Annotated in this window: 28 protein-coding genes and 3 tRNA genes; 15 read left to right on the top strand and 16 right to left on the bottom strand. The window is 51.5% G+C overall.

The window, feature by feature from the left end:
* Positions 1-6 precede the first annotated feature (6 nt).
* Positions 7-82 (bottom strand) — tRNA-Ala (locus ACTIDN_RS04410).
* An 85-nt stretch (positions 83-167) separates the two neighbouring features.
* Positions 168-800, bottom strand: coding sequence for a Maf family protein (locus tag ACTIDN_RS04405; RefSeq protein WP_441376118.1), 633 nt, complete (start codon positions 798-800; stop codon positions 168-170).
* Between the two features lie 368 nt (positions 801-1,168).
* Between ACTIDN_RS04405 and hemE the strand changes: the two genes are divergently transcribed.
* The 3 genes from hemE to hemJ are packed head-to-tail and all read left to right on the top strand — an operon-like array spanning position 1,169 to position 3,397.
* Positions 1,169-2,248, top strand: a complete 1,080-nt coding sequence (gene hemE, locus ACTIDN_RS04400; RefSeq protein WP_441376117.1) for a uroporphyrinogen decarboxylase — start codon at positions 1,169-1,171, stop codon at positions 2,246-2,248.
* On the top strand, positions 2,245-2,955 hold the full coding sequence (locus tag ACTIDN_RS04395) for an HAD family hydrolase (protein WP_441376124.1): 711 nt from the start codon (positions 2,245-2,247) through the stop codon (positions 2,953-2,955). The genes hemE and ACTIDN_RS04395 overlap by 4 nt, the downstream gene beginning before the upstream one ends.
* A complete protein-coding gene (gene hemJ / locus ACTIDN_RS04390; protein WP_441376116.1) occupies positions 2,945-3,397 on the top strand; it encodes a protoporphyrinogen oxidase HemJ in 453 nt (150 codons plus the stop codon). Before ACTIDN_RS04395 ends, hemJ begins: the two co-directional genes overlap by 11 nt.
* A 67-nt stretch (positions 3,398-3,464) precedes the next feature.
* Here hemJ and ACTIDN_RS04385 read toward each other — a convergent pair whose 3' ends face one another.
* Entirely contained in the window at positions 3,465-4,040 is a 576-nt protein-coding gene (locus ACTIDN_RS04385; RefSeq protein WP_441376115.1) for an NUDIX domain-containing protein, read from the bottom strand.
* A 122-nt stretch (positions 4,041-4,162) separates the two neighbouring features.
* Between ACTIDN_RS04385 and ACTIDN_RS04380 the strand changes: the two genes are divergently transcribed.
* The 5 genes from ACTIDN_RS04380 (at position 4,163) to ACTIDN_RS04360 (ending at position 9,476) form a co-directional block, all read left to right on the top strand.
* The gene (locus ACTIDN_RS04380; RefSeq protein WP_415509217.1) at positions 4,163-5,380 is read left to right on the top strand and encodes an MFS transporter; all 1,218 of its coding nucleotides are present in this window, start codon (positions 4,163-4,165) and stop codon (positions 5,378-5,380) included.
* A gap of 49 nt (positions 5,381-5,429) precedes the next feature.
* Entirely contained in the window at positions 5,430-6,014 is a 585-nt protein-coding gene (locus ACTIDN_RS04375; RefSeq protein ID WP_441376114.1) for a TIGR00730 family Rossman fold protein, read from the top strand.
* A 93-nt stretch (positions 6,015-6,107) separates the two neighbouring features.
* Positions 6,108-6,184 (top strand) — tRNA-Pro (locus ACTIDN_RS04370).
* A 274-nt stretch (positions 6,185-6,458) separates the two neighbouring features.
* Positions 6,459-7,253, top strand: a complete 795-nt coding sequence (locus tag ACTIDN_RS04365; RefSeq protein ID WP_441376113.1) for a hypothetical protein — start codon at positions 6,459-6,461, stop codon at positions 7,251-7,253.
* A 225-nt stretch (positions 7,254-7,478) separates the two neighbouring features.
* The gene (locus tag ACTIDN_RS04360) at positions 7,479-9,476 is read left to right on the top strand and encodes a M1 family metallopeptidase (RefSeq protein ID WP_441376123.1); all 1,998 of its coding nucleotides are present in this window, start codon (positions 7,479-7,481) and stop codon (positions 9,474-9,476) included.
* A gap of 16 nt (positions 9,477-9,492) precedes the next feature.
* Here the strand turns inward: ACTIDN_RS04360 and ACTIDN_RS04355 are convergent, their stop codons facing one another.
* Entirely contained in the window at positions 9,493-9,960 is a 468-nt protein-coding gene (locus ACTIDN_RS04355) for a methylated-DNA--[protein]-cysteine S-methyltransferase (RefSeq protein WP_441376112.1), read from the bottom strand.
* Between the two features lie 243 nt (positions 9,961-10,203).
* Between ACTIDN_RS04355 and mnmE the strand changes: the two genes are divergently transcribed.
* The 6 genes from mnmE to ACTIDN_RS04325 all read left to right on the top strand — a co-directional run bounded on the left by mnmE (position 10,204) and on the right by ACTIDN_RS04325 (position 15,862).
* Complete coding sequence (gene mnmE / locus ACTIDN_RS04350; RefSeq protein WP_441376111.1) at positions 10,204-11,526, top strand: tRNA uridine-5-carboxymethylaminomethyl(34) synthesis GTPase MnmE; 1,323 nt, start codon at positions 10,204-10,206, stop codon at positions 11,524-11,526.
* A 24-nt stretch (positions 11,527-11,550) separates the two neighbouring features.
* A complete protein-coding gene (gene mnmG / locus ACTIDN_RS04345) occupies positions 11,551-13,419 on the top strand; it encodes a tRNA uridine-5-carboxymethylaminomethyl(34) synthesis enzyme MnmG (protein ID WP_441376122.1) in 1,869 nt (622 codons plus the stop codon).
* A gap of 17 nt (positions 13,420-13,436) precedes the next feature.
* Complete coding sequence (gene rsmG / locus ACTIDN_RS04340; RefSeq protein ID WP_441376110.1) at positions 13,437-14,012, top strand: 16S rRNA (guanine(527)-N(7))-methyltransferase RsmG; 576 nt, start codon at positions 13,437-13,439, stop codon at positions 14,010-14,012.
* Positions 14,005-14,796 (top strand): ParA family protein, encoded by a 792-nt coding sequence (locus tag ACTIDN_RS04335; protein ID WP_441376109.1) that lies wholly within the window; start codon positions 14,005-14,007, stop codon positions 14,794-14,796. The genes rsmG and ACTIDN_RS04335 overlap by 8 nt, the downstream gene beginning before the upstream one ends.
* A gap of 1 nt (position 14,797) precedes the next feature.
* Entirely contained in the window at positions 14,798-15,721 is a 924-nt protein-coding gene (locus tag ACTIDN_RS04330) for a ParB/RepB/Spo0J family partition protein (RefSeq protein WP_441376108.1), read from the top strand.
* A gap of 65 nt (positions 15,722-15,786) precedes the next feature.
* Positions 15,787-15,862, top strand: a tRNA-Lys gene (locus ACTIDN_RS04325).
* A gap of 799 nt (positions 15,863-16,661) precedes the next feature.
* On the opposite strand, the gene ACTIDN_RS04320 is transcribed toward ACTIDN_RS04325, so the two are convergent.
* The 10 genes from ACTIDN_RS04320 to ACTIDN_RS04275 form a co-directional block, all read right to left on the bottom strand.
* Positions 16,662-17,231: a recombinase family protein gene (locus ACTIDN_RS04320; protein ID WP_441376107.1), complete on the bottom strand. Its 570-nt coding sequence runs from the start codon at positions 17,229-17,231 to the stop codon at positions 16,662-16,664.
* 221 nt (positions 17,232-17,452) lie between these two features.
* Positions 17,453-19,369: a DUF927 domain-containing protein gene (locus tag ACTIDN_RS04315; RefSeq protein WP_441376106.1), complete on the bottom strand. Its 1,917-nt coding sequence runs from the start codon at positions 19,367-19,369 to the stop codon at positions 17,453-17,455.
* Positions 19,338-20,408, bottom strand: coding sequence for a DUF7146 domain-containing protein (locus ACTIDN_RS04310; RefSeq protein WP_441376105.1), 1,071 nt, complete (start codon positions 20,406-20,408; stop codon positions 19,338-19,340). Before ACTIDN_RS04310 ends, ACTIDN_RS04315 begins: the two co-directional genes overlap by 32 nt.
* Positions 20,392-20,991 (bottom strand): hypothetical protein, encoded by a 600-nt coding sequence (locus ACTIDN_RS04305; protein ID WP_441376104.1) that lies wholly within the window; start codon positions 20,989-20,991, stop codon positions 20,392-20,394. Before ACTIDN_RS04305 ends, ACTIDN_RS04310 begins: the two co-directional genes overlap by 17 nt.
* Positions 20,988-21,746, bottom strand: a complete 759-nt coding sequence (locus ACTIDN_RS04300) for a phage antirepressor (RefSeq protein WP_441376103.1) — start codon at positions 21,744-21,746, stop codon at positions 20,988-20,990. Before ACTIDN_RS04300 ends, ACTIDN_RS04305 begins: the two co-directional genes overlap by 4 nt.
* Positions 21,743-21,979 carry a helix-turn-helix transcriptional regulator gene (locus ACTIDN_RS04295; protein WP_441376102.1) on the bottom strand — a complete coding sequence of 79 codons (237 nt, stop codon included), beginning with the start codon at positions 21,977-21,979 and terminating at the stop codon, positions 21,743-21,745. The genes ACTIDN_RS04300 and ACTIDN_RS04295 overlap by 4 nt, the downstream gene beginning before the upstream one ends.
* A gap of 51 nt (positions 21,980-22,030) precedes the next feature.
* On the bottom strand, positions 22,031-22,666 hold the full coding sequence (locus ACTIDN_RS04290) for a hypothetical protein (protein WP_441376101.1): 636 nt from the start codon (positions 22,664-22,666) through the stop codon (positions 22,031-22,033).
* A 75-nt stretch (positions 22,667-22,741) separates the two neighbouring features.
* Entirely contained in the window at positions 22,742-23,173 is a 432-nt protein-coding gene (locus ACTIDN_RS04285; RefSeq protein ID WP_441376100.1) for a hypothetical protein, read from the bottom strand.
* Positions 23,170-23,607 carry a hypothetical protein gene (locus tag ACTIDN_RS04280; RefSeq protein WP_441376099.1) on the bottom strand — a complete coding sequence of 146 codons (438 nt, stop codon included), beginning with the start codon at positions 23,605-23,607 and terminating at the stop codon, positions 23,170-23,172. Before ACTIDN_RS04280 ends, ACTIDN_RS04285 begins: the two co-directional genes overlap by 4 nt.
* Positions 23,604-23,849: a hypothetical protein gene (locus ACTIDN_RS04275; RefSeq protein WP_441376098.1), complete on the bottom strand. Its 246-nt coding sequence runs from the start codon at positions 23,847-23,849 to the stop codon at positions 23,604-23,606. Before ACTIDN_RS04275 ends, ACTIDN_RS04280 begins: the two co-directional genes overlap by 4 nt.
* Positions 23,850-23,993: 144 nt before the next feature.
* On the opposite strand from ACTIDN_RS04275, the gene ACTIDN_RS04270 reads away from it, so the two are divergent.
* Entirely contained in the window at positions 23,994-24,227 is a 234-nt protein-coding gene (locus tag ACTIDN_RS04270; protein WP_441376097.1) for a helix-turn-helix domain-containing protein, read from the top strand.
* Between the two features lie 29 nt (positions 24,228-24,256).
* Here the strand turns inward: ACTIDN_RS04270 and ACTIDN_RS04265 are convergent, their stop codons facing one another.
* On the bottom strand, positions 24,257-24,457 hold the full coding sequence (locus tag ACTIDN_RS04265) for a hypothetical protein (RefSeq protein ID WP_441376096.1): 201 nt from the start codon (positions 24,455-24,457) through the stop codon (positions 24,257-24,259).
* 309 nt (positions 24,458-24,766) lie between these two features.
* Positions 24,767-25,642, bottom strand: a complete 876-nt coding sequence (locus ACTIDN_RS04260; protein WP_441376095.1) for a DUF3800 domain-containing protein — start codon at positions 25,640-25,642, stop codon at positions 24,767-24,769.
* Between the last annotated feature and the right edge of the window lie 10 nt (positions 25,643-25,652).

Below are 25,652 nucleotides of genomic sequence, written 5' to 3'. Positions count from 1 at the left end.
GAAAACTGGTGGAGCCAATCGGGATCGAACCGACGACCTCTTGAATGCCATTCAAGCGCTCTCCCAACTGAGCTATGGCCCCACACTGTTTCAGGCAGCATCACTTGGGCATGATGTGCGTGTGCTCGCTAATACAAGGCGTTGTGACAGCTTGCAAGCCCCTTTTTTTAGGAAAGTATGACCCCCCTGTCTCGCAAAGCATGCAGGAGCGGGAAAAGCGGTAACCCTAAAATAGCAGCATGCTCGCCTTCAATACGTTCAAACAGATGCAGCCCCGGCCCCTCTACCCGGTAAGCACCGACTGAAGAGAGACACCGGGTTCCTTCTTCTGCCAGATAGGCTTCCAGAAATACTGATGAGAAGGTGCGCATGGTGAGTTTCGGCTCTGCCACGTGGTGCCAGACCACTTTTTCCTGATGACACAAGACCACTGCCGTATGCAGGGTATGCGTCTGTCCCCGCAAAGCTTCAAGTTGCTGCCGTGCAGCGTTAAGGGAGGCAGGTTTGTCATAAAGCGTCCCGTTGCAGGACAGCATCTGGTCTGCACCAATAACAAAGGCGTCTGGTTTTTGCACAGCCAGAGCTTTTGCTTCGGCCAGCCGGAGGGCTGTCTCTGCAGCAGTCCACCCCTCTGCCATGCCTTTTTGTTTAAGCTCGGCTTCATCCAGATCCGGAGACATGACAGAACAGGAAAGCCCTGCACTATTCAGAAGATGTCTTCTTGTAACAGAACCGCTCGCTAGTACTAGCAACGAATCACTGTTCTGTAATGGAGTCGGTTTCAGTACTAAATCTGTCATCGCTACGAGTCTCTTTCAGGTACTGCGTAAAATAGGGCCTGTGAGTACTGTCATGAGTACCGGGGTACATGTGGATTGTACGGCAGTCATGACAACGGCGTACCGAGTACCGTGCACAACTCTCAAGACTCATGAACCGGTGAGTTGTACACAGCCTCTCTGTGGAGTTTTCTGGATAAGTCGAAAAATACCTTATTTCTCAAGCATCTGTAAACTGTACACACTGTGGGAAAGCTGGGGTACATTTTTGGAATGCTGGGTACCCCGTCATCCACAGTACCTACTACTCTCAACAATCATTTCTATCTCTTATTTTATATTTAAGGGGGCGTGGACAGCGTGGGAAAAGACGTGCAGGACTGCTGAGCATGAACAGCAACTCACACATCCCCTCCGCGAAACGCCTTCTCAGAACTCTGAATGGTGAGGCCCTGTGGCCCCCTCCGATGTGGTTGATGAGACAGGCCGGACGTTTTTTGCCTGAATTCCGCGCTATGCGTGCAAAGGCAGATTTTCTGACACGGTGCATGACACCTGACATTGCAACAGAATTAACACTGCAACCCATCCGTCGGTTCGGGATGGACGGTGCCATTCTGTTTTCAGATATCTTGATCCTGCCTTGGGCTATGGGGCAGTCACTGGAATTTGTAGAAGGTAAAGGCCCGGTTTTGGGTGCCATACGCACGGCACAGGATCTGGCAAAACTTGACCGTAACCGTATTGCCGAAGCAACGGCACCCGTTTTGGAAACTCTGAGCCGCCTGCACAAAACATTAAATGGTGCAGAAAATATTGGTGCAGCAAAAGCTGGCGCAACAACATTACTTGGTTTTACAGGCTCTCCTTTTACCGTAGCCTGCTACATGGTTGATGGCGGTAGCTCACGAGAGTTTGCCGTAACCCGCGACATGGCTTTTTCAGAACCAGCCTTGTTTGATAAGCTGATGGCATTGTTGACAGAAACCACAGCAGATTATCTGTGTGCCCAGATAGAAGCTGGCGCAGAAGCTGTTATGTTGTTTGATTCATGGGCAGGGCTGCTTCCGCCGTCTGAATTCCGCAAGCATGTTATTGCGCCAACACGGCAAATTGTTAAAACGATCAAGGCCAAACACCCCAAAGTGCGTGTTATCGGTTTCCCACGTCTTGGTGGTATGCTCGTGCCAGAATATGCCCGCGAAACCGGAGTAGATGTTGTAGCCCTTGATACAGGGGCTGATCTGTCTTTGGCACGCACACTGATACCAGAGCATATTGGTCTGCAAGGTAATCTGGACCCTCTTGCTGTGCTGTCTGGGGGTGAGGCTATGCGCCGTGAAGCTTTAAGCGTGCGCAATGCTGGCAAAGGTCGGGCTCATGTCTTTAACCTTGGTCATGGCGTTTTGCCACAAACCCCCGTTGAACATGTAGAAGAGCTGGTTAGAACTGTCAGGGAAACAGAATAATGGCAGCTCCACTCGCTCTTTCTCCGGATGGCCAGCTCAAGCTGGTCATCTTTGATTGTGATGGTGTTCTGGTAGATAGTGAGGAAACTTGTTGCCGTATCAGTGCGGAAGAAGCCCGTGCTGCTGGTATGGATGTGGCAGATGAAAATGCCGTTGCAACATTTTCGGGCATGGCATTGCCGACAGTTAAAAAAATAATAGAAGAAAAAACAGGGAATCAGCTACCATCAAACTGGATTGATGCCACAAAAAAGCGTTTTGTTGTTGCTATGAAGCAAGGCGTGGACGCCATTGATGGGGTTCATGACATGCTTGAAGATATTACGAAACTTGGTTTGCCTGTAAGAGTTGGTTCAAACTCTTCCTGTGAAGAAATGGAAGCCAAGTTTCAGGCAACGAACATGACCCAATATTTTGAAAACCGCATTCATTCTGCACAAGATATGGGTGTACCAAAACCAAAACCAGATGTTTATCTGTACGCAGCACAGCAGGAAGGGGTAAGTTCTGCAAATTGTGTTGTGCTGGAAGATAGCAATACGGGCGCACGTGCTGCTGTAGATGCCGGTATGGTGTGTGTGTTACTGCGGGCTAAGGGGGAATCTGTACCAGAATGGCCTAATCTTTTGGTTATTCATCATCTGTCAGAATTTGCACCCTTGTTACAAAAAACTTTGTTGAGGCAGGCAGAATTTCATGATGCTTGAAACACTTCTACCTTGGATGCGCTGGATCTTGGCTTTTCACGTCATGTCTGTCATGGCGTGGATGGCCGGCATGTTTTATCTGCCCCGTTTGTTTGTCTACCATTGTCAGGTTCAGATAGGATCTGAGGAGAGCGCACGTTTTAAGATTATGGAACGGCGGCTTTTGCGGGCTATTATCAATCCCGCCATGATTGCAAGCCTTGTTTTTGGTGTGCTTCTGGTACTAACGCCGGGTGGTGTAGATTGGCATGCAGGCTGGTGGCACTGTAAAATGACTGCCTTGGTCTTTATGTTTCTATTTCACGGTTTTTGTGCACGCTGGCGTAAAGATTTTGAGCGTGACCAGAACCGCCATTCAGAACGTTACTATCGTATTGCGAATGAAGTACCGACCGTACTTATGATGATTATTGTTATTATGGTGATTGTGCGCCCGTTCTGATTTTTAGTGACGGGAACACAAAGGGTTAGAACAGGGATACGCTGATGTCAGCGTGGCCCTGTTTATTTTAGATAAGATTTTGAGCTTTCAAAAGCCCAAAAGCAGCGAGGGTCACCATACAGGTAATCTCATTTTTTCTTATCATATCTTCTACTTTCTCAAGTGAAAATGTATGACAGGTTATATCCTGTTCGGTTTCTTCCAGTTGTGTGGGGCCTTGCGTCAGATCAGTGGCCAGATAGACATGCCCTTTTTGGGTGGAATAGCCCGCCCCTTGATACACAATACCTGCATGGTGCATGGCTCCGGCACTTAAACCCGTCTCCTCCCGCAATTCTCCTGCGGCAACTTCTGCGGGCGTTGCATCTGGACGGGATTCCCACATTCCCATAGGTAATTCCCACAAACGCTGGCCAATAGGGTAACGGTACTGGTTGATCAAGGTAATGGTCGGTTTGCCATCTTCATCCCGACCAAAGGGCAGGATAACAACAAATTGACCCCGCTCTACCACGCCATATAAGCCGTCTTTCCCGTTGGGACGACGAATGATGTCTTCCCTTACGCGGGTCCATGGGTTTTCATAGGCAATGCGAGTAGAGAGAACGAGGTAGCCGCCAGCGTCGGGCACGGGGTTGGTCATAAGGTTTCCTTGCTGCCTGTGTGAAGTATGAGAGACGAATTTTGCAGTTTTTTCAGTCTCGAACCAGAAAAGACTGACCAGAGTGCAAAAAAGCATTGCTGGGGCCATTAAGAGAGTTTTTTATGCCTGCTGTGTCTGCACGTCCGCCATCTGTTGTCAGAACTTTATGGGCTGTCGTGCTGTTCACGTTGCTTTGCTACATGGTCATCGGCCTGCAAATGGCGGTAACGCCTTTGTTTGTGCGTGAAAAACTGGGTTTTAGCTCTGCCATGGCTGGTTTTGCCGTGTCAGTTCAGTATTTGGCGACCTTTGTCACCCGTGTGGGGGTGGGGCGTAGAATTGACACACAGGGCCCCAGACATGTTGTGCTGATAGGTCTTGGTGCTGGGGTATTGTGCGGGCTGTTCATAACGGCCGCAGCATTACTGGCAGAATGGCCGACCATGGCGCTGGTCTGTGTTTTTGCAGGGCGTATTATTCTTGGCTTTGCAGAAAGCTGGGTTTCAACGGCGGTTATTGTCTGGAACATTCGGCGCGTTGGTGCAGCCAACACAGCGCAGGTTATTTCCTGGAATGGGGTTTGTTCTTATGGGGGCATTGCAGTAGGGGCTCCTGTTGCAACAGTACTTTATCATAGTCAGGTCGCCTCCCTTTTCTCAGGATATTGTGGCGTGGGGCTAATGTGCACACTTCTTATGCTCATAGGGCTTCCGTTAGCTCTCAGGCAGCCTGCTGTTGCGCCTCTATCTGGGGTGCGTCCTCAATCTTTTTTCAAAACGCTTTCCAGCGTCTGGTCTTTTGGGTTGGCACTCGCTACCGGGTCTATAGGGTTTGGGGCTATTTCAGCGCTTCTGGCTTTGTATTTTGCCGATAATCACTGGAATGGCATTGCTACGGCGCTAGCGCTGTTTGGGATAGTGTTTGTACTAACCCGCTTTGTTTTTACCAAACAGATTGCACGGTATGGGGGGGCCAGTGTGGCGATAGTCTCCTTGCTGGTTGAGGCCTTGGGGCTCTCTGTTTTATCGTGGGCTCCCACACCATTCTGGGCTTGCCTTGGGGCAGGGATATCCGGTGCAGGATTTTCTCTTGTGTTTCCAGCGCTTGGTGTTGGGGCCGTTGCACAGGTAGGAGCAGAAAACCGAGGTTCTGCTATAGGAGCGTTCTCGCTTTTTCTGGATATTGCTATTGGTGTGTCCGGCCCCCTGTTAGGGCTTATTATTCCAGTGTGGGGATATGGCCCCATGTTTGAAGTAACAGCTTTAGTTTGCCTGGCAGGTATGGCGCTTTGTTTTGTTTTAAAAAGCAGAGAGCGGCTGGATGCATCTGGTGTTCGTTAAAAGACCATGAGACAATACAACAAAGAAACGCAAGCAGGAGAAAATAGAAATGCCAGTATCTGTTAAAGCTGTTGCCGTATTTTGCGGGTCACGCTTGGGGAATAACCCGCTGTACAAACAGGTTGCACAGAAGGCTGGTCAGATGCTGGCGGAGAAAAATATCAGGCTGGTTTATGGTGGTGGCGCACAGGGGCTCATGGGGGTTGTGGCAGATGCAACCTTACAGGCAGGGGGGCAGGTTACCGGTGTTATTCCCCATTTCCTGCATAAGCGGGAAGTTATGCATGAGGGCGTTGCTGAACTGATAGTTGTGGATTCCATGCATGTGCGAAAACAGATCATGTTTTCCCGTGCAGATGCCTTCTGGATACTACCCGGCGGCTTTGGAACATTTGACGAAATGATGGAAATTTTGACATGGAAGCAACTTCAGCAGCATGCAAAGCCAATTATTATCGTCAATACAGCAGGCTGGGCTGATCAGGTTATTGCCATGCTGGATGCGGCCGTAACGCAAGGGTTTGCAACAGCGTACGCACGCGGCAAAATAGAAATTGTCTCTGATATTGAAACAGCCTTGAAACATAGCGAGACAGAACCAACAACTCAGCCTGTGTCGATCGAGCAGTTTTAAAGACGAACAAGAGAAAACAAGGGTGGGGCATATTCCCTGCGTTTCCACTCTTGCTAAAATGGCCTGAGGGCGCTATAGCCGCCGTCAGGTCAACGGAGTATAGCTCAGCCTGGTAGAGCACTGTGTTCGGGACGCAGGGGCCGGAGGTTCGAATCCTCTTACTCCGACCAAAAAAATCCATTGAATATAGCATTATTGATACAAAGTAGGATCCCTCCTCTTTGGTATCAGTCTATTTTGTAAGTATTCCAAAGACATACATTACAAACAACGTGCCACGAGAATGCCTTTAGACCTGTCTATAAGGCTTTATCGATAAGGTTTTAGTTGTGAATTTTCTGGCACTTTGCGCACGGGTACCCCACGTTAAAACCATCAAAGAACGAGAGACGTATTAAGGGGCTGCTTCATGTGGCTCTTGGATGTGGCCTTGAGGAGGGACACATGAAAAAACGAGCATCTTTCACACGCCATAGTGCAGCTATGCTCATGCTGTCTTCAGCATTGGTCTGTGGCGCACCTGCCTTTGCTCATCCTGGTGGTGGTGGAGGCTTTCATTGTGGCGGCCCAGGCGGAGGAGGCTTTCACGGAGGAGGGCCGGGGGGCGGTGGTTTCCGTGGGGGTGGGTTTGGCCCGCGTGGCGGTGGCCCCGGGTTCGGGCATTTTGGCCCTCCTGCAGGTGGGCGTTTTGGGGGTGGTCCCGGTGGCTGGGGTGGCGGTGGTTTCCGGCCCGGTTGGCGGGGTGGCCCTCCGGGTGGCTTTCGCGGTGCAGGCTGGGGGCGTCCCGGCTGGGGTGGTGGCGCACGGTGGGGCGGCGGATATGGGTGGCGCGGTGGCCCTCGTTGGGGCTGGGGTGGCGGTTACCCGTTTTATAGCTGGTCGTGGGGTGCCCCCGGCTGGGGCTGGGGCGCAGGCCCGTATGGCGGTGTTGGTTGGGGCTGGGGTTGGGGAGCCCCGTTCCTGTTTGGGTCAGCCGTCGGGCTGGCTCTAGGCAGTGCTGTTGTTGCATCCTCTACGCCGGATATTTATGCGGACCAGAGTTATTATGCGCCCTCCAGCTACTATGCAGCACCACAGCAATCCGTAGAAGACCCAGGAGGCACGTATTTGCAGGGAGAAGGGACATCGTACCAGAATGTGCCTCCCCCGCCTTCTATTGCTTCCCAGGGGGCGGATGTCGTGCATTGTAGTGCAGGCAAGTTTTTTAATACGCTAACGGAAAGCTGTGACGCCCGTTAATATCGCCCTGCGCTGATTACGGATTGCAAAACCGGAAAAGAGGGGAGGATAGGCCTGCGCTTATCCTCCCCTCTTTGTATTTCATGCGCCCTCATATTACATTACGGGACAGTATTGAAAAAATGAGATGGGGCAATGTGTAAGGTGCAAGACGGTAAGCGCAAAATACGGTGGCGGCAAAGCGGCTTCTGGATCAGTTTTATATGTGCCGTGCCGTATGGTGGCATGGCTTTGGCGGCACCACCCAACCCACAAAGTATTTTTGCGCCGTTAAGCTACCCGCAACCAGTCAATGCTTATCATTCTGGTAGTGGTGCACCCGGCCCATTAGCATGGAAAAATAAAGCCGATTACACCATTCATGTGACCATAGACCCTGCCACGCATAGTCTGTCTGGCACGGAAGTTCTGACATATACCAACAACAGCCCGGATACTCTGTCCTCCCTATGGGTACAGTTGGATCAGAATATGTATGCGCCAGAGTCCAGAGCATCGTTTGCGGCACCGCAATGGCTACGGCACCATACGTCCGGCTTGTGTCTTGATGCGGTTACGAGTGTCTCTTCAGATGGAAAAGACGTGCCGGTCATATCCACCGTTTCGGATACGAGGCTTCAGGTTGTTTTGCAGACCCCCCTTGCACCAAAAGGAGGGAGTACAAAGCTCAAAATTTCCTGGCACTACCCAATCCCGGGCGAGTGGGGAGGGCGCACAGCTTATAGTCACAATAATACTGGCGAAGTCTTTGAAATTGCCCAGTTCTATCCACGCATGGCGGTTTATGATGATGTGAGGGGGTGGGATACGGAGCCGTATTTAGGTCAAGAATTCTACCTTGATTACGGGGATATAGATTACAGCGTAACTGTACCCAAAAACTTTCTGGTTGTTGGGAGTGGGGCTCTGGTCAACCCTCAAGACGTTTTGACAGAAACAGAAAGAGCACGACTGGCGCAGGCAGCCCGGAGTGAGAGCCGTGTCATGATCCGTACAGCGGAAGACCTTGCCCTTGCTGCACAGCACCCCACACAGGCCACCCAAACTTGGCACTTTAGTATGGTCAACACGCGCGACGTGGCGTTTGTTGCGTCTCCCGCCTTGCTATGGGATGCCGCCAAACTGGACCTTCCCGCACAAGACGGGAAGGAGAACCAACCACGTTTGGCTATGTCCGTTTACCCTATTGAATCCGTTGGAAAGGAAAAATGGGATCGCTCAACGGAATACGTCAAACACGCTATAGAATATTTCTCACAAAAATGGTTTCCGTATCCGTGGCCGAACGCCATTAATGTTGGTGGACATGGTGCTGCTATGGAATATCCGGGTATTGTGTTTGACGGCAAAAAAGATGCCGGAGCAGAGCTGTTCTGGGTTGCCACACATGAACTAGGGCATGACTGGTTTCCAATGATTGTGGGCTCAAATGAACGCCGCTCTGCATTTATGGATGAAGGGTTCAATACCTTCATTGATGCCTATGCATCAGACCATTTCAACAAGGGTGAATTTGCGCCAAAGCAGGATGTGGAGTTTGCTCCCAAAACGGGTAATCCGGCGGATGATATTGTACCTGTTTTGCAGGATCCAGCTGCACCCAGCCTAATGACAGAGGCTGACCTTATTCCTGAAAAATACAGGCACAGCATAACCTACTTTAAGGGGGCCTACGGACTGAAATTACTGCGTGAGCAGATTTTGGGACCAGAGCGTTTTGACCATGCTTTCAGGCAGTATATTGCCCTGTGGGCTTACAAACACCCAACGCCTTCGGATTTTTTCCGTGTCATGGAAAGTGAGGGAGGCGAAAACCTGTCCTGGTTCTGGCGGGGATGGTATTTCAATAACTGGGCCCCAGACTACGCATTGGGCGCTGTCGCTTCTGTAAAAAATGACCCAGCCCAAAGCACCGTTGTGCATGTGCTCAACAAAGGCTGGTTACCTCTGCCTGTTGTGTTGGCAGTGACATGGGTGGATGGAAGCTCTACCCGCATTACGATACCAACAGAGACGTGGTACCAGAAAAACGAGGTGAGCCTTATACTGCCAGGCCGTCAGGCCATACGCTCTGCCATACTGGACCCGGACCACGTTATTCCGGACATCAACCGCAACGATAATAGTTTTGTGGCCAAGACCAGAAAAGAAATTCAGGCTCTACCAGAAGACGGCATACTGGTACCGGTAGGTGCCACGGCAGCAGGGATAAGCGGGGAGTAACCCCCCGCTTAAAGGGTCATTTTTTAAAAGATGGGAGAGTGGCTTCTTCAAGGGCAAGAAGCCATTTTTTATCATCAATCCCACCATCGCCAGAATAACCGCCAAGCCCATGACGTGCCACAACCCGGTGGCATGGGATAAGAATGGGGATAGGGTTGCGGCCAACCGCCTGCCCAACAGAGCGGGGACTACCGCCGACAGAGAGGGCAAGAGCCTGATATGTTGTTACTGTCCCCACAGGAATGGCACAGAGTGCTGCCCATATTTTCTGCTGGTATGGTGTACCAAAGGCCTCCAGAGGGAAGGGACATGCCCCAAGAGCTTTGGGATCATCAAACCACTTATCCAGCCACTCCCGCGCAGCACACAGCAAGGGTGTTTCCGTCTGGTCCCGACCCCAGCCCCAATCAAGAGAAATGATTTTACCATCTTCCTCTGACAGAGTGAGTGGCCCGAGGGGGGAGTGTAGAGAGAGTTGAGGCATGGCGGATGCGTCCGTAAAAGCAAAATTGGGTCTGGCCACTATAGTAAGAGGACGGGCCAATTAAGGCCACGTTTTAATATCTGGCTATGTGCGCGACGATTTAAGGGCTACGCCTGCGCGGTATTCTGCTCTAGAACCCGCTCGACACATAGTCCCGCTGCCCTTGTAAACAGGGTAGAACTCACCACAGATAAGCGGGCACAGAAACGACGATAGCAACCGTATGGAAGGAGCCATGCACTTATGGGATATGAAAACGAAGAGACCATTTTTGCACTTTCCACCGGCTTGGGGCGGGCTGCTATTGCCGTAATGCGGGTGAGTGGGGCAGAAAGCAAAGCCCTGCTGACGCGCCTGTGCGGAGGTGTGCCGCACCCGCGCCAAGCATCTTTACGCAAGCTCTGGCGGGACGCTAATACAAAAGAAAATTTGTTGGATGAAGCGCTGGTGCTGTGGTTTCCCGGGCCTAAGAGTTATACGGGAGAAGACGGTTTTGAGCTTCACCTCCATGCAGGCCCTGCTGTTATTAAGGCGGTAGCGGAAGCTTTGGTGGCTTACGGAGCAAGACCAGCAGAACCCGGTGAGTTTACCCGCAGGGCCTTCACAAATGGTCGTATGGATCTTGTTGAAGCTGAGGGCATTGCAGACCTTGTTGAGGCAGAAACAGAGAGCCAGCGTAAACTGGCGCTGGCGCAATCAGATGGGGCTTTGAGTAAACTTTATCAGGATTGGGCGGATAGGCTTAAGCGTGTCCTGGCGCATCAGGAAGCCCTGATCGACTTTCCTGATGAAGATCTCCCTCCAGAGGTTGAGCAAGGTTTACTAACAGAAATTGATGCTCTGATTAACGCCATGCAAACCCATATTCGGGAAGGGGAGCGAGGGGAGCGTATCCGGCGGGGTGTTGTGTTTGCCATTGCAGGACCACCCAATGCAGGAAAGTCCAGTTTATTAAATTGGCTTGCAGACCGTGATGCCGCTATTGTTTCCCCCGTAGCGGGCACGACGCGAGATGCTATCGAAGTAAATGGTAGTCTTGCTGGTGTGCGGGTCACATTTGTAGACACCGCGGGAATGCGCGAAACCGAAGATGCAATAGAAGCTGAGGGTGTAAAGCGTGCGCTGTTTCACGTGAAACACGCGGATTGCGTTTTGCAGATGTTCCCTGCGGATGACCAGCCACAAACTATTTTTCCGGGTGCAATACTCATAGGCAACAAAACAGATCTTGGGCCTGTGCCTGCAAAGGTGCTAGGGGAGACAGTAATGCCCATTAGCCTTCAGTCAGGCGAAGGGCTTGAAGCATTGCGGCATCTGCTTGAGCAGAAAGTTGAAGCTTTGACAGCGCGGTCTTCTTTTGGTGCTCCGTTGTTAACGCGCGCACGCCATAAAGCTGGTGTGCAGGAGGCGGTGGCCTGTTTGCAAGCGGCGTTAACGCAGGATTGGCCGGAAATGCGCGGGGAGGAGCTCCGTCTTGCCATGCGTGCCTTGGGGCGTGTGACCGGACATGTTGGTGTGGAAGATTTGTTGGATGCTGTGTTCGGACAGTTTTGCATTGGCAAATAAGTTTTTTGGAAAAGGCGGGATATGATGAACCGTTTTTATGATGTGATTGTTGTGGGTGGCGGCCATGCCGGGTGTGAGGCCGCTGCGGCTGCTGCCCGATGTGGTGCCCGCACCCTTTTGCTAACACATCACAAAAGCACAGTTGGGGCCATGTCCTGCAACCCAGCTATTGGCGGTATTGGCAAAGGCCATCTGGTGCGGGAAATTGACGCGCTGGACGGGATTATGGCCCGCGCGGCCGACCGTGCAGGAATTCACTTTAAGCTGCTTAATCGCTCAAAAGGGCCTGCTGTACAGGGGCCGCGGGCGCAGGCAGATCGTTACCTTTACAAAAAAGCGGTGCAAGAACTTCTTGCGGAAACCCCCAATCTGGAATGTGCAGAAGGTGCTGTAGGAGACCTATTGTGCAATGACCAAGGCGCAGTGGAAGGGGTAGTGTGTGAAGATGGCACAGCCTATCGTTCTGGTGCCGTGGTTCTGACAACGGGAACCTTTTTGGGTGGAGTTATTCACATTGGGCATAAATCAGAACCAGCGGGGAGAGTGGGCGAACAACCAGCGGTTGCACTTGCGCAGCGACTCCGGAAATTAGGACTTGCGGTCAGCCGGTTGAAAACAGGCACCCCCGCGCGCTTATTGAAAAAATCGATTGATTGGGAGTCCTTAGCGGAAGACCGTGGCGATGCTGTTCCGGAACCGTTTAGTCGTTTGACGCAGAGTATTACAAACCCTCAACTTATTTGCGGCATTACAGCGACTACTCAAAAAACACACGACATAATCAAGAGAAATCTGAATCTTTCTGCTGTTTATGGCGGGGCTATTTCGGGAAAAGGGCCACGTTATTGCCCGTCAATTGAGGATAAGGTGGTTCGGTTCGCGGAAAAAACCAGCCATCAAATCTTTCTTGAACCAGAAGCACTGCCGGAGCATGAGGGCGGTGATCTGATTTACCCGAATGGGATTTCCACCAGCCTTCCTGCTGACGTTCAGGAAGAAATGATCCACGCTATTCCGGGCCTTGAACATGCGATCATCGCTCAGCCCGGTTATGCCGTGGAATACGACTATGTAGATCCGCGGGAACTGACAACGTCTCTTGAGCTTAGAAAATGCCCTAATCTTTTTCTGGCAGGGCAAATTAATGGTACCACCGGATATGAAGAAGCCGGTGCGCAAGGTCTCCTTGCAGGTGTCAATGCAGCCAGAAGGGCAGGGGGACAGGGGGCTGTTACTCTGGATCGAGGCAAAGCTTATATTGGCGTGATGGTAGATGATCTGACCACGCAAGGCGTTAGCGAGCCTTATCGCATGTTTACATCCAGAGCAGAGTACCGGTTAACTTTGCGGGCTGATAATGCTGATATGCGTCTAACCCAAATTGGTGTGGACTGGGGATGCGTGAGTACGGAGCGGCAGTCTGTTTTTGAACAGGACTGTGCCGCTATCAAGCAGGTGACAGAGAAGGCCGAGCAGGAAAGTTGGCAACCACAGGTTCTGTTACAGGCTGGGGTAAGGGTCGCTCAGGATGGCCGCCGCCGTAGCTTACTGGAAATTTTGGGGTACGGTGTGGGTGAAGAAAGCCTGAAAGAGCTTGCCCCATGGTTTGCAACAGTGGCTCCGCGTGTCAGTCATTTTGTCACCACGGAAGCCCGTTATAAAGGCTACCTTGCGCGGCAGAAGCGAGAGATCAAACAGCTGGAAGCCGAGAGCGAAATACGTTTCCCGGCAGGCATAAGCTTTAAAGCAATTGGTGGGTTAAGTGCGGAGATGCAGGAAAAACTTGAAACCGCAAAGCCCGAGAATTTTAGTGCAGCGCAGAGAATACCGGGTATAACACCCTCAGCCCTAGTGGCTATTCTGGCGCATGTGCGGCAGCGCGTGTCACACTAAGCCGATCAGGGGAGAGTATGGACGTTTCACGTGAAACACAGGAGCGGTTGGAGGCATTTGTAGCCCTGCTGCAAAAGTGGAACCCACGTATCAATCTGGTATCAGGGCGCGATATTCCTTTTGTGTGGGAACGTCACGTCAAGGACAGCTTGCAAATAGCTCCGTTGGTGGCAGGGGCGGAGCAGTTTATCGACATCGGTTCAGGCGGTGGTTTTCCGGGTATTGTCACAGTTATTGCAACGAATGTTCCCGGCACCCTGATCGAGTCTGATCAACGTAAAGCGACTTTTCTGCGGGAGGCAGCCCGCGTTACGCAGGCACCAATAACTGTGCTGGCTGAACGGATAGAGCATGCAGAGATTGCACCTGCTCCGGTAGTTACAGCCCGTGCATTGGCAGCCCTTCCAAAGCTATTGGAGTGGACGGCTCCGCTATTGGCTAAGGGCGGAAAAGCTATTTTTCTTAAAGGCCAGCAGGCCGAAGACGAGTTGACCGAGGCTCGGCGCTGCTGGCGTATGGATGTTTCTATTCACCCTAGCATAACAAGCCATGATGGGGTGATTCTTGAAGTGAGCAATCTTGATCGTGTCTAAAACGAACAAAAAAACCAAAAAATGCTTTGTTCTGGCGGTGGCCAACCAGAAAGGGGGGGTGGGTAAAACCACAACCGCTATCAATGTGGCTGCAGCTCTGGCAGAAGATGGAAAGCGCGTCATTCTGGTCGATATGGACCCGCAGGGAAATGCCTCCACAGGGTTGGGTGTTGGTTATGATGCGCGGCAGGGTGGTTCTTACTCGCTCCTGATGCAGGAAAAGCCAGCGATAGAGCTGCTTCAACCGACAGAAATTGAAAACTTGTCAGTCATAGCAGCCAATACGGAATTGGTCGGCGCTGAAATTGAACTGGTTGATGAAGAGGGGCGTGAAAATCGGCTCCGTACGGCTTTGGCCACACTGGCTGACAATCACGACTACATCATCATTGATTGCCCTCCCAGCCTCAGCTTGTTGACGCTGAATGCTCTGGTGGCCGCTGATGGTGTGCTGGCCCCCTTACAGTGTGAATTTTTTGCGTTGGAAGGCTTGGGGCATTTGGTCAAGACAATTGATCGAGTGAAAAAGAAGCTAAACCCCGCTCTTTCCATCACTGGCATTGTACTGACCATGTATGACCGCCGGAATAATCTTTCGGAGTTGGTTGGCGCGGATGCGCGAAGTTTCTTTGGTGATGATGTGCTTGAAACGGTTATCCCCAGAAATATCCGTATTTCTGAAGCTCAAAGCTATGGGCAGCCGGTCATGAGTTATGATCCACGGGCAAGTGGCGCTGCCTCTTATCGTGCTCTGGCAGCGGAAATTGAGAGGAGAACAGCGTAAGATGGCTCGTAAACCTGCTGCACGGCCAAAGCTTGGCCGTGGTTTAGCTGCCTTGCTGGGGGATACCGCCCCGCTTTCCTTGTCTAAGAGCACAGGTGAGGATAAATCTGAAGAAGGAGACGACGCCCAGGTGGCTGCGCTAGCAAATGTTTTACCAGTAGAAGTTCTAGCCCCAGGACCATTTCAGCCGAGACAGGAAATGGAACCAGAGGCATTGCAGGAACTGGCGGAGTCCATCCGTGCACGGGGTATTTTGCAGCCCATTCTTGTGCGTCCCAATCCAGACAAAGAGGGCTATTACCAGATTATTGCTGGGGAGCGCCGCTGGCGTGCTGCACAACTGGCGCAGTGCCACACGGTGCCAGTACATATACGGGATCTGGACGAGGCTGACGCGATGGCTGCCGCGTTGGTTGAAAACCTTCAGCGTGCTGACCTAAACCCGATTGAAGAAGCCGAAGGCTTTAGCCGGTTGATGGAAGACTACAGCCTGACACAGGATGAGCTGGCTGTTGCTATCGGGAAGTCACGTCCCCATGTTGCTAACACGCTCCGTTTGCTAAGGCTGCCAGACTCTGTCCGTAAAGCGGTGGGGAGCGGGGCTTTATCCGCAGGGCACGCACGTGCTTTGTTGGGGCATCCTGATCCTGTTGCTGCCGCACATGATGTCCTGACCAAAGGGTTGTCTGTCAGGCAGACGGAAGCGCTCGTGCAGGCCGCATCCGAAAATAAAGGAAAGGCCGGTAAAACAGCCTCTGCCAAGAAATCGAAAGATCCGGAAATAGCAGCCTTAGAGAGAGACTTGGCGTCTCGTTTGGGGCTGAAGGTTAAGGTAAACTTTGATGGACGCAAGGGTGGCTTTCTCGAAATTCATTATAAAAGCCTTGATCAACTGGATGACGTACTCCTGCGTTTAAAAAGCTAAAAATCCACCTTGTTTTTTTTTGTGGGGGTGATAGAAAGCCCCCACTTCAGTCGTATAGACTGTAAGGGCGCATAGCTCAGTTGGTAGAGCAGCTGACTCTTAATCAGCGGGTCCAAGGTTCGAGCCCTTGTGCGCCCACCAATCTTTTCAAAGACTTAGGTGGTATTCAGGCTTCGGGGTGCTTCACCCCGGTAGACTTCCGGAGTCAATCCGGAGTCATTTGAAACGGGTTGATGCTGGCAGGGTAGGGGCTTTTTCTCGCTCTAGGTGTCTATTTACCGTGCCTGCCTCATTCTTTCTGTTTGCCTTGGTATCTTTTCTTCTCAATTTCGCGGGTATGAAAATTTTACTATGGTGCGGTCCGGGTGCTTAGCGCTCCTAGAGATTTAATGCCGCCCCCTGCCTATTTGAAAAACTTGATTATTTTCAAAAATTGCCAAGAAAATCTGTGCGTGGCCCTGAAGCGGTTGCAGTGCCCATGCCGGTTTGAACATTGAACCTACCCCCTAATCGTCTTTACCCCAAGCTATGCAATTTGTGCATGATGCTCCATGTGTTGCTTCCTTCGTCCTTACCTTACCCCCTACCAAAAAGAGGTGTAACAGGTGTACAAGGTGTAACACTCTTTATAAATGCATGATAATAAACAAGAAATCTGTTACACCAACCTGTTTCAAAATGTTACACCTTGCCGAAAAAGGTGTAACACCTGAAAAAGAAGATTGGCTGTTTTCTGGTTATTTTTGGCTTATTCCACCAAATTTTAACGTATTGGACGCATTTTCAGGGTCAAAAAACAGGGTGTTTTTGCCCCGATAAGCTATGCGCTCACGACATGCACCAAAGTAATATTGTTTCGTTTTGGGATAAAGCGGCTAAAATCGCGGGAAAGAAACCCGCGCGCTGCCCGCGCACACCCAGCCCACGGCACAATGCCCAGTCAGGACGAAGCAGAAGCCGCCAGACAGCGATAAACAGAGGTCCGGCCCATGCCCAGACGCTTGGCTATCTCCGTAGCATTCACACCCTCAGCCGCCAGTGCTTGCACCTGCTCGGCCTGACCTCGTGCTGTAGGCTTGCGCCCTTTATAGCGTCCCTCTGCTTTGGCTTTGGTGATGCCTTCGCGTTGCCGCTCTTTCATAATGTCACGCTCAAACTCAGCAACAGCGGCGAGCATGGTCAGCATCATCTTGCTGGTGGGGCTTGTGGTATCCAGCGTCATGCCATTCATGGACAGCACGATCAGGCCGCAACCCTTTGCTTTAACCTCTTCCACCAGCCGCAGCAGGTCTGCCGTAGAACGGGCCAGCCTGTCCGGTTTGGTTACTACCAGCACATCACCAGCCCGCATGTGATCGAACGCCGCACTCAACTGAGGCCGGTCTGTGCTGCTGCCACTAATCTGTTCACGGAAGACACGTTCACACCCACTGGCTGACAGGTCACGGGCTTGCGCTTCAAGTCCTGCCACTTGATCGGTGGTGCTGGTTCGTGCGTATCCAATTTTCATCTGAGAGCGTTCCAAACTGTTCCAAAAGGTCTAGACCCTAGCCCTATATTGTTCCAAAATAAGAAAAACAACCCTATTGGAACAGAAAACAGATAAAAAGTGTTCCAAAGCATTTGTACCAATAGACCTTGCCCTATTGGTACACGCCAAGCCATGTATCAAACGCATAGCGAGCGAAAAGAGCGGTAAGGGGCACAAAATGCCCCTCGGTCAGACACCGCTCACTTGTCACCTGTGGCAACGGCCAGAATGTCATGATGCACTTGGTAGAGTCTCACCAGACCTTGGCCGGGCGGGCGTAGGCTTTCAGACAGTTTTCCATCCTTGGCAGGAATGAGTAGGCCACGCTTCACCAGCACTTCCTTGGCATCTCGTATATTCAGGCTATTCAGGGCCTCATTCATGCCAGCGGAAGTCAGGAGGTAGCGCCACACATACCGGCCATCTGGTGCCTTTACCCAATAACGCCAGCCAGCGCGGTTTTGTGTGCGGTAGCGTTCTGCTGGTGGTTTGCCTTCTTCACCACTCTGAGGCAGTTCTTCTGCTGTCTTATCGACCCAATCTTCGAAGCGAGCAGACGAGTTACGGGAAATGAAGTCTCTAAGCTGCTGAACTGCCTGTTCATCTTCCCTCCGGCCTGCTGTACCACGCGCACGAAGCCAGTCACCAAAGGCCAAACCTACTAAGGCTTCAGCCGTATCATTATCCCAGCCAGTCAGGCCAAAGCTGGTGGCTAACTCCCCAGCCAGTGCGATCATGGCAAAGCGTCGAGAAACGGAGCGAACTTGACCGGAGGCATTAGGCCAGTTTTGCAGGTAACCTGTAGCTATGACCTCTAGGCGTTCTAGGAGAACTTCACGGAATGGCCTGATACCTTCAGCCTCCATACGCCGTGCAAGTCTCTCTAAAAAGGCTCGGAGGGGTGCGCCGTAATACTGCCCACAGACAGTGCCCAGATAATCGGCAAACTCACCGGGGCTGTCATGGTGGTGGATATTTTCAAAAAGCCCCATACCTTGCCCGGCATCGGCTGGTACGTCACAGAATCTCACTTCCTGACCGGCTTTGGTGGCACGGCCTGCCTCTTTATTTAGGTCATCAAGCGTCTTTTCGCCAGTAGAGAGAAACAGGACACGCCAACGTGTCGTGGCACGGGCACTGCCTGTCCTGCTGGCACGCACCTTGCCTTGCCCGTTGGCGAGCATGTAAGCCACATCACCAATTTCCTTTGGGTCTAGCTGGCCAATTTCATCCAGAGGGAGAAGATTGTCACAGCTTGCCAGTGCCACGCTTTCCAGCCCGTTAGAGGTAGAACGCCAAGAGCGGGCATAGCCTTTGGCCCCGGCTTCTGGAGTGCCACCACATACACTAGAGGCAAGCAGCAACGCGGTAGACTTACCAGCACGAGAAGCCCCCACAAACGAAACACCGCCGCCTTCCAGCCCCAATGCCCCTAAAAGCGGAGCCGCAAAGCCAGTGGAGGCTGCCAGAACAAGCCGAGAGTTTCCTTTACAGAACTGCCCGATATGACGCTGCCATTCTTCTGTGGTGCCGGAAATACCAAACAGGCTGGCTTCCTGCTCGGTTGTTTGCAGCACGACCCTCTCTTTCAGGTTGCCGTAGGTGGCGTCAGGCAGCACATAGGCCAGCCCTCCGTTTAGGGTGTGCCAGCCTATACGGTTGACTGAAAGCGCCCTGTCCTGACTGGAAATGGAAGAGAGCCAATCTGCAAAAGCGGCTTTAGCGGCGGGGCCTGCCTGTAAGGTTAAGCCACCATCTGCCAACTGGCTCCGCAGTTCGGCACAGTCTCCGCAAAACATGGCACGCGGAAAGGCTTGTTCATGTTGCTGACCGTCTCGGTCTGTCCATGCCAGCAATATGCCCCAGCCTTTACCATCTGCCCCGCGTGTCTCGGCAAGTATCCAGATGGGACCAGAAAGCTTCATATCTGTTTTAGAGTTATCTGCTGCCTTGCGGAATAGCCCGTGAGCATCACAGAAGAACCGGCCACAGGGTGAGTCTATACGCTGGTTTGCGGTTTTCTGTTTTGTCTTTGCACCGGGCATTGGTACAATCTTGGCGGCGTTAAGTCCGTCTCTCACGGCATTAAGGCCGTTCTGGCCCTTTGTGTTCGTCATGGTGTGCCAGGACATCATTAAAGTCCTGCCCCTGTATTTCTGGCATGGCGAGCCGAACAGTGCGGCCCTGCTGTGCGAATTGTGAGAGTGCAGCATCCAGCGCCTTCCGTGCGGAGGGATTGCCGGTGTCGTTATCTGCTGCAACGAGAATTTCTGTCATGGTGTCTGGCAGTTTTAGGCTTGCCATATTGCTGAGGCTCACGGCGGCCAATACGCGGTGCTCTGGGCAGGCTATAGCGCAGGAAAGGGCGGTTTCTATCCCCTCCGCTACAATAGCCATTTCATTTTCTGAAGCCATGCCAAGAGCCAAGCCAGAGGCCCCACGCCATAGCCGAATGCAGCCGCCTGCAAAACTACCCAGCACCTTCTTGGGGTTTTTAAGGTCAGCTTTGGCCCACACGCCGGAGGGCGATTGCGCCAGCCATGTGCGATGCACAGCGACCAGCTTGCCGCTAGGCGAACAGATAGCACCCAGCATGGCAGGCAAAGGCCGGTGCACTTCCTGACACCAGACCGCAGGGGCAAAACGCAAGGCACCCGGAGCACGACCCAAAGCCCGTAAATCTATGCCCCGGCCTTGCAAATATGCCTCTACTGGTGTGCCAGCTATTCCGGCAGGGGTTTCATGCCACAAGCGCCGCGCCTTAGCCCTCCGCTGTTGTGCTTCTCGGTCAAGTTCCTCTGAGTTCCCCAGTTTTTCTTGAACCGGGCGGCGCTGGACGGGTATGGTGCTGGTGGTATCACTCAGCCCTAACCAGTTTGCTGCCCAAGCCATAGCCTGCTTGCGGTCGCCCCCAAACAGCACGGCGGCCACAAGGTCTAAGGAGTCGCCACGCTCACCACTTGAGAAGTCAGCCCATACGCCCCGCCGTACGCCGGATAGACGCACAGCAAGCGACTGCCCCGGCTCTCCAGCCAGACTACCTACGCGCCACTCTACGCCGTCTTTCTTGCCGTGTGGCAGAAGCTCAGGCGCAAGGCGGGTAATGCTATCAGCCAGAAGCCGGGCCAGTTCTGAGGCGCTATGCCGCCGTTGCATGGGAGGCTTCATTAGTATGGTGAGAAAACGCAGCAGCCGCCTCTTTGGGCATGTTCAGCATTATTACAGGGCCAAGCCGCGCTAGTGCTTGAGACGCTTCCTGCAAGTATTCAGCAATCGGAGGAGGGTCCCAAAGCTGAACTCCTTTTCTGTAACGAACCGCCTCTTTTTCAAGGTGCCAGTCACACGCTCCAGCCAGACCCCATAAGGCATTCAGGGCTTGCTGGGCATACTCCCCTTCACAGTCGTTCCCGATAGCATGAGCAAGCCAACGTGCTCCCCAGCTAATTGGGAGGGTGAGGTCAATAATCTGTCTTGTAGAATCTTCTGAGGCGTTTTCATGCTGCAAACCAACAGGCCAGAAGCCACGGGGCTTTTTGTTGATAATGGCAGCAGCATCAGCAAGGTTTGGACACGCAGCTACTGTCAAATCCCCCAGAGAGTTTTGCAGTTCCTGTGCTGCCAGATTGAAGATCACACGCTCTGGGAGTGCCAGCTTTAAGTGCTGATGTGGGTTGAGTAGCCCAAACAGAGCAAAGCTTTGCTGGGCACCACCAAAGCAAACATAGAGAGCGCCGTTCATGCTGCACTCCCACGCATAGCGTTTTCAAGGTGTGTCAGAACAACCCGCAACTTGGCGACTCCCCGATCAGTCACTACGACCTGAGCACGCGGCTTTAAGTGTCCATCGCTATCTCTGGTTTCATGAAACTTGTGTTCTACGAAACCAGCTTTGATTTTGTCAGATTTGCCTTCCCAGCGGCCAGAAGCACCGCGGCGGAATATCCAGCCAATTGCCTCCAGCATACTCAAAAAGCGGTTACGGGGTACACCGCACAGCTTTGCAGTCTCTGTCAGGGTGTGTAGGCCATTCATACAGGTCAAGCGGTCATAGGCATGTGCTTTAGGTGCAAGAACCTGCACCGCACTCTGGCTGGCATGAATGGCGGCCTCAGCCATATTAATGACGCGGCCAAGGTCAGACCGTTCTCCAACGCCAAAGGAGCCTGTGCGTCGTATAGTTGGCAAGACTTTTGAAACAACCATTTCTTCAAAAGCTTCCGCTGCTGGCAACTTGGATTTCATGACGAGCCGGTATACGTCACGCTCCGGAATAAGAACTAAGCCGCGAGGCGATTTTGCCACCAACCCCAAACCCGCCAATTCGGCGGGTTTAAGAATCTCCGCTGCTTTGCAATGGCTACGGATAGCTTTATCGGGATCTGCATACCCCAAAATACGCGCCGTATCGGTGCCAGGGAACCATGCTTCTCCATCACGGGACACAACTCGGATTTCCTGATCGTGAAAAACAAACGGGAAAACAGGCGTATTCATGCTGACCCCCCAAAGCGGATAGTTGCATCAGCAGTCGAGCGCACTGAACGGGCAGCAATCCATTCCTGAAGGGCGGGTAAACTGTATCCCACCCTACGGGAAGTAATCTGCACGAATGGAGGACCTGCGCCATCAAGCCGTAAACTTTGCAGTGTCCGTCGTGATATTCCCAGCATTTCAGCCGCGCGTTTTTCTGGAATAACCAGAGGATTCACCTCAGATTGTGATTTCATGTCACCCTCTAATTATAACCCTTATATGGGTTTTATATTGTGATAAGGCTATCATTTCTGACGGCCACGTTTAGTCTTTGGAGCCTTTTTCAAGTTATCGAGCAGCACTACGGCTGTTTCTGAAAACTCAATTATTGTAGCGGGAGGATTAAAACCTCCCATACCCATTTTTCCAACGTCACCCATGAGAGAATTCACACTGTGATGAAATCTCGGTGTCAAAAACAAAGGTGCAGGTCCTGCCCCTTTCCAGCCTTCAACTTTTTCTGGAACCCGCCACCCCAACTCTCGCAAACCTACATAACGAACAACTAGAAATGCTCTTTTTTCAGGATCAAAACCTTCCGCCACAAAAGGAGGATCAGCCAGAACCCGCTTAAACTCACGCTCAAGCTGTGCCCGCGTATGGTGCATGAAGAAAGCAACTTCAGCACGAGGCATCCCTGCATCAGTCATCCGGAGGGCCATGAGCAACTCAAAAGCATTATAGGCTTCATATTCGCTATGAACGCCTTGAACTCCACTAGCTTTCTCTTTGGGGATAGGGACACCTTCTTCCCTGTAACGCCTGCACCGCGTCTTGAACGTCGGACTCGGTGTGTTTTTGTTGGTTGACGGAGCAGGATTATGCATAGTCTGCCATACAGCCAACTCAACCTGACCATAGCTGAATGTATCCTGTGACATGCTGCTCTCCGTTTCAGACGAATCCTCCATAGCGCTGTCTTTGTTCATATAAAACCTATTTATGGTATTTTTTATTCATTGGAGTACATTTCCGGCCACATCCCGCGCCAAAGACAGAGCCAGTTTTATCTCCGGGTCATCGCCACAATCATACCAGCGCAAGCACAGTGGTAAGTGGCGTTCAAGCACAGTGGCTTTGCCCTGCTGGCCCTCCGCTGTCATGGCACGAAGGTCTGCCATCTGGGCTATGGCCTTGGAGCGTTGGGAGATTAAAGCATCAAATTTAGTTTCCCAAGCCAGATAAGCAGGAGAGGTTGCGGGTGGCTCTGCCTCGGCCTCTATTGCTAAAATAGCTCTTTCAGCCTGCCAATAACGGGCCAGCACATCAAGCAAGGCGGCATCTTGCCCTTCGGCTGGGTTGGTAGAGGCTATAGCGGGTACGGTAGTAACCGCTGCAACCAGAGACGCGCCAAGAACGCCACGGCGGGAAACGGAGGGCTTGCTCATGCTGCACCCCCAGCCACGTCTTGCAGCAGGCTCATGACCAGCAGGAACTCTCCTGAGTCGTCAGACAAATAGCAATCACGCATCATGTCTGGCAGCAGGGTTTGCAGAATAGAGGCTTTGGCTTTTAGGCCAGCCTGAGTATGGGCAGGCATTTGGGCAAGCTGCCTTACAAGCAACCCTTCTTGCTGGCAAAGCTGCTCTAGCTTGGCCTCTAGTCTCTTTTGTTCTGAGGAGCCAAATTTGTGCTCTGCCAGATAATCAGCCGACCATACCTCTTTATGAACCCCCCAAAACGCCTCACTGAGAGCCAGCAAGGCAGCATCTTTAGACGGTGGGGTAGCAGAAGCCATGACGGGCAGGGCGGCGGCTGTAGCAGCCAGCACGGAGGCAAGAGCACCACGGCGTGACAGGCTAGGGGCTGTGGTCTGCTTCATCGTGTCACCTCTGCGCCACGAGGCGTAAAAGCCACCAAAGCTGCTTGAGGGTGGCTGTGGTGGCGTGTGTGCCCTGCCACCCGCTCGGAGGGGGTGTGCAGGTGTTCAGGGTGCAGGAAGCCTGCCAGAGACAGCAGGAGCAGGCCTGCCGCCGCAACGGCGGGCAAAAGGTCACCATTCAGGCGAGCATGTGTAAGCACTGCCCAGCGTGTGCCGGGCATGGTATAGGCGTGGTCAGCCATTACCGTCTCCTAGTGCGAGCGGTTGTGGTTAGGCCAAGTGTGGGAGGGTCCAAGCTCCCCATTTGGCCGCAAATTGTATTGCTCTATTATCAGAACATAGTTACGATAAATCTGCAATGAAAAAATCGTATCAGGGATCTGATTTTGTTAGCTGTTCAATGTAAAATGGCCCGTGCTGCTATTGGCTGGGGAGTCCGTGATCTAGCAAAAGAGGCTGGTGTTTCACCTGATACCATAGCCCGCCTTGAAAGAGGTGAGGAACTGAAAGCCAGCACGATAGAAGCCATCCGTTCCGCCCTAGAAGCCGCAGGCGTTCAGTTCATCCCAGAAAACGGCGGAGGGGCTGGGGTGAGACTGAAGAAGGAGGGCGAGGCATGAAAATCCTAGCCCTTTATCTGTGTGCAGCCTTAACCGGAGGCCTCGTTCTCTACGGTGCCTACGCCGTTATCATAGCCCCACCACCCTCCGGCGGCTGCTCTATGGGAATGTGCTTCTAACCAACCTGACTTGCTCAGAAATGGCAGTTTTCCGCCAAAGCGAGAATTCCCGCTTTGGGAGTTTTCTGCTGTTTGAGGCGTTTCCGGGGGAAGCAACAGCAGAAGGAACAATCAAGGAATCCTTGATAGTTCAAATCTAGAGCGAGTGCGGGAAAAATGAATAACGGCGAGAGCGCCCTGAGGGGAACTATTGGGAATTTCCCAATAGTTGAGTTGTAAAGGAAACCTTGAGAACTGAAAATAGAGAGTGAGTGCGAGAAAAAGGAACTTGTAAGGATTGCTTACAGGTTGGTTGGCGACAGAGTTAAATCGCTGAATTTAAATAAAATAAAAAATCAAGTTTTTTCTTGACTGAAAATACTTACTTACGGTATAGCTTATACCAAGGCCCTGCCTTTAAACGAAGCCGTGAGTTCCTACTCATGGTAGCACGGGAACGTCTAGTTGAGGTGGGGCCACCTTCTTTTTCTTACTAATCCCTAAATAGTTGTAGTTTTTTGGTATAAAGCACCAATGTCTATAGGGATGTCTCCATCTATTTTCTGGGTCTCCGGCTGTTCCTGTTGTAATTCCAATATTGAAATTATTATAAATTTCTCTAATCCGCTTGTTAATATGTTTATATACTTTCTCTTTGGCTATAGTTCTTTTTCCGCGTGTTCTCATTCCTTCAGGCTTTACTTTATGCATATCATTTAACCGAAATTGCATCGATCCCAAGACAATATCTAAACATTGAAGAATGGCGTGTGAGTGCGATTTTACTTCCGTAATATTTTCTTTTTTTATTTTTATATTGTTAGTTTTAAAGTGAGCTTTATCTTGAAGCTTGCATATAAAATCACGAAATCTTTCAACTTTCTCTTTTGTGTCAGGTATATCGTCAAGATATAGTCTTAAATTGACTTCAGGACCATTAATGTTGGAATAAGCTAATCCGAAAGAATGCTGTAAAAATAAGTAATAAAGTATAAAATAACTATCTTCTTTTTGTTCTTTTGTTAGACCTTTAGGTTGGTGGTTCTTGTTGGAAAACATTATTCTAATTTTTATTTTTCCACATTTGATAAGATCAAAAAAACAATCAATAAGCTCAATATATTTTTCTGAGTAATTGGCGGTTATTTTATTCCACTTGGCTTCTGCTGTAATGTTTAATTCTTCTTTTTTTGATATTAACTCTTCATTAATACGATCAACATCATCAGACGTAACAAGAGCCCCGCCGTAGAAATTACCGTAGTATTTTCCTTTATCAAGCGACTCATCACAATATATTAAAAACTCTTTTGGCATAATGAATAGT

The sequence above is a fragment of the Acetobacter sp. genome, assembly GCF_052102375.1.
Taxonomy (GTDB): domain Bacteria; phylum Pseudomonadota; class Alphaproteobacteria; order Acetobacterales; family Acetobacteraceae; genus Acetobacter.
Note: the sequence above shows the minus strand (reverse complement) of the source record. Positions and strands in the feature narration are given on the sequence as shown.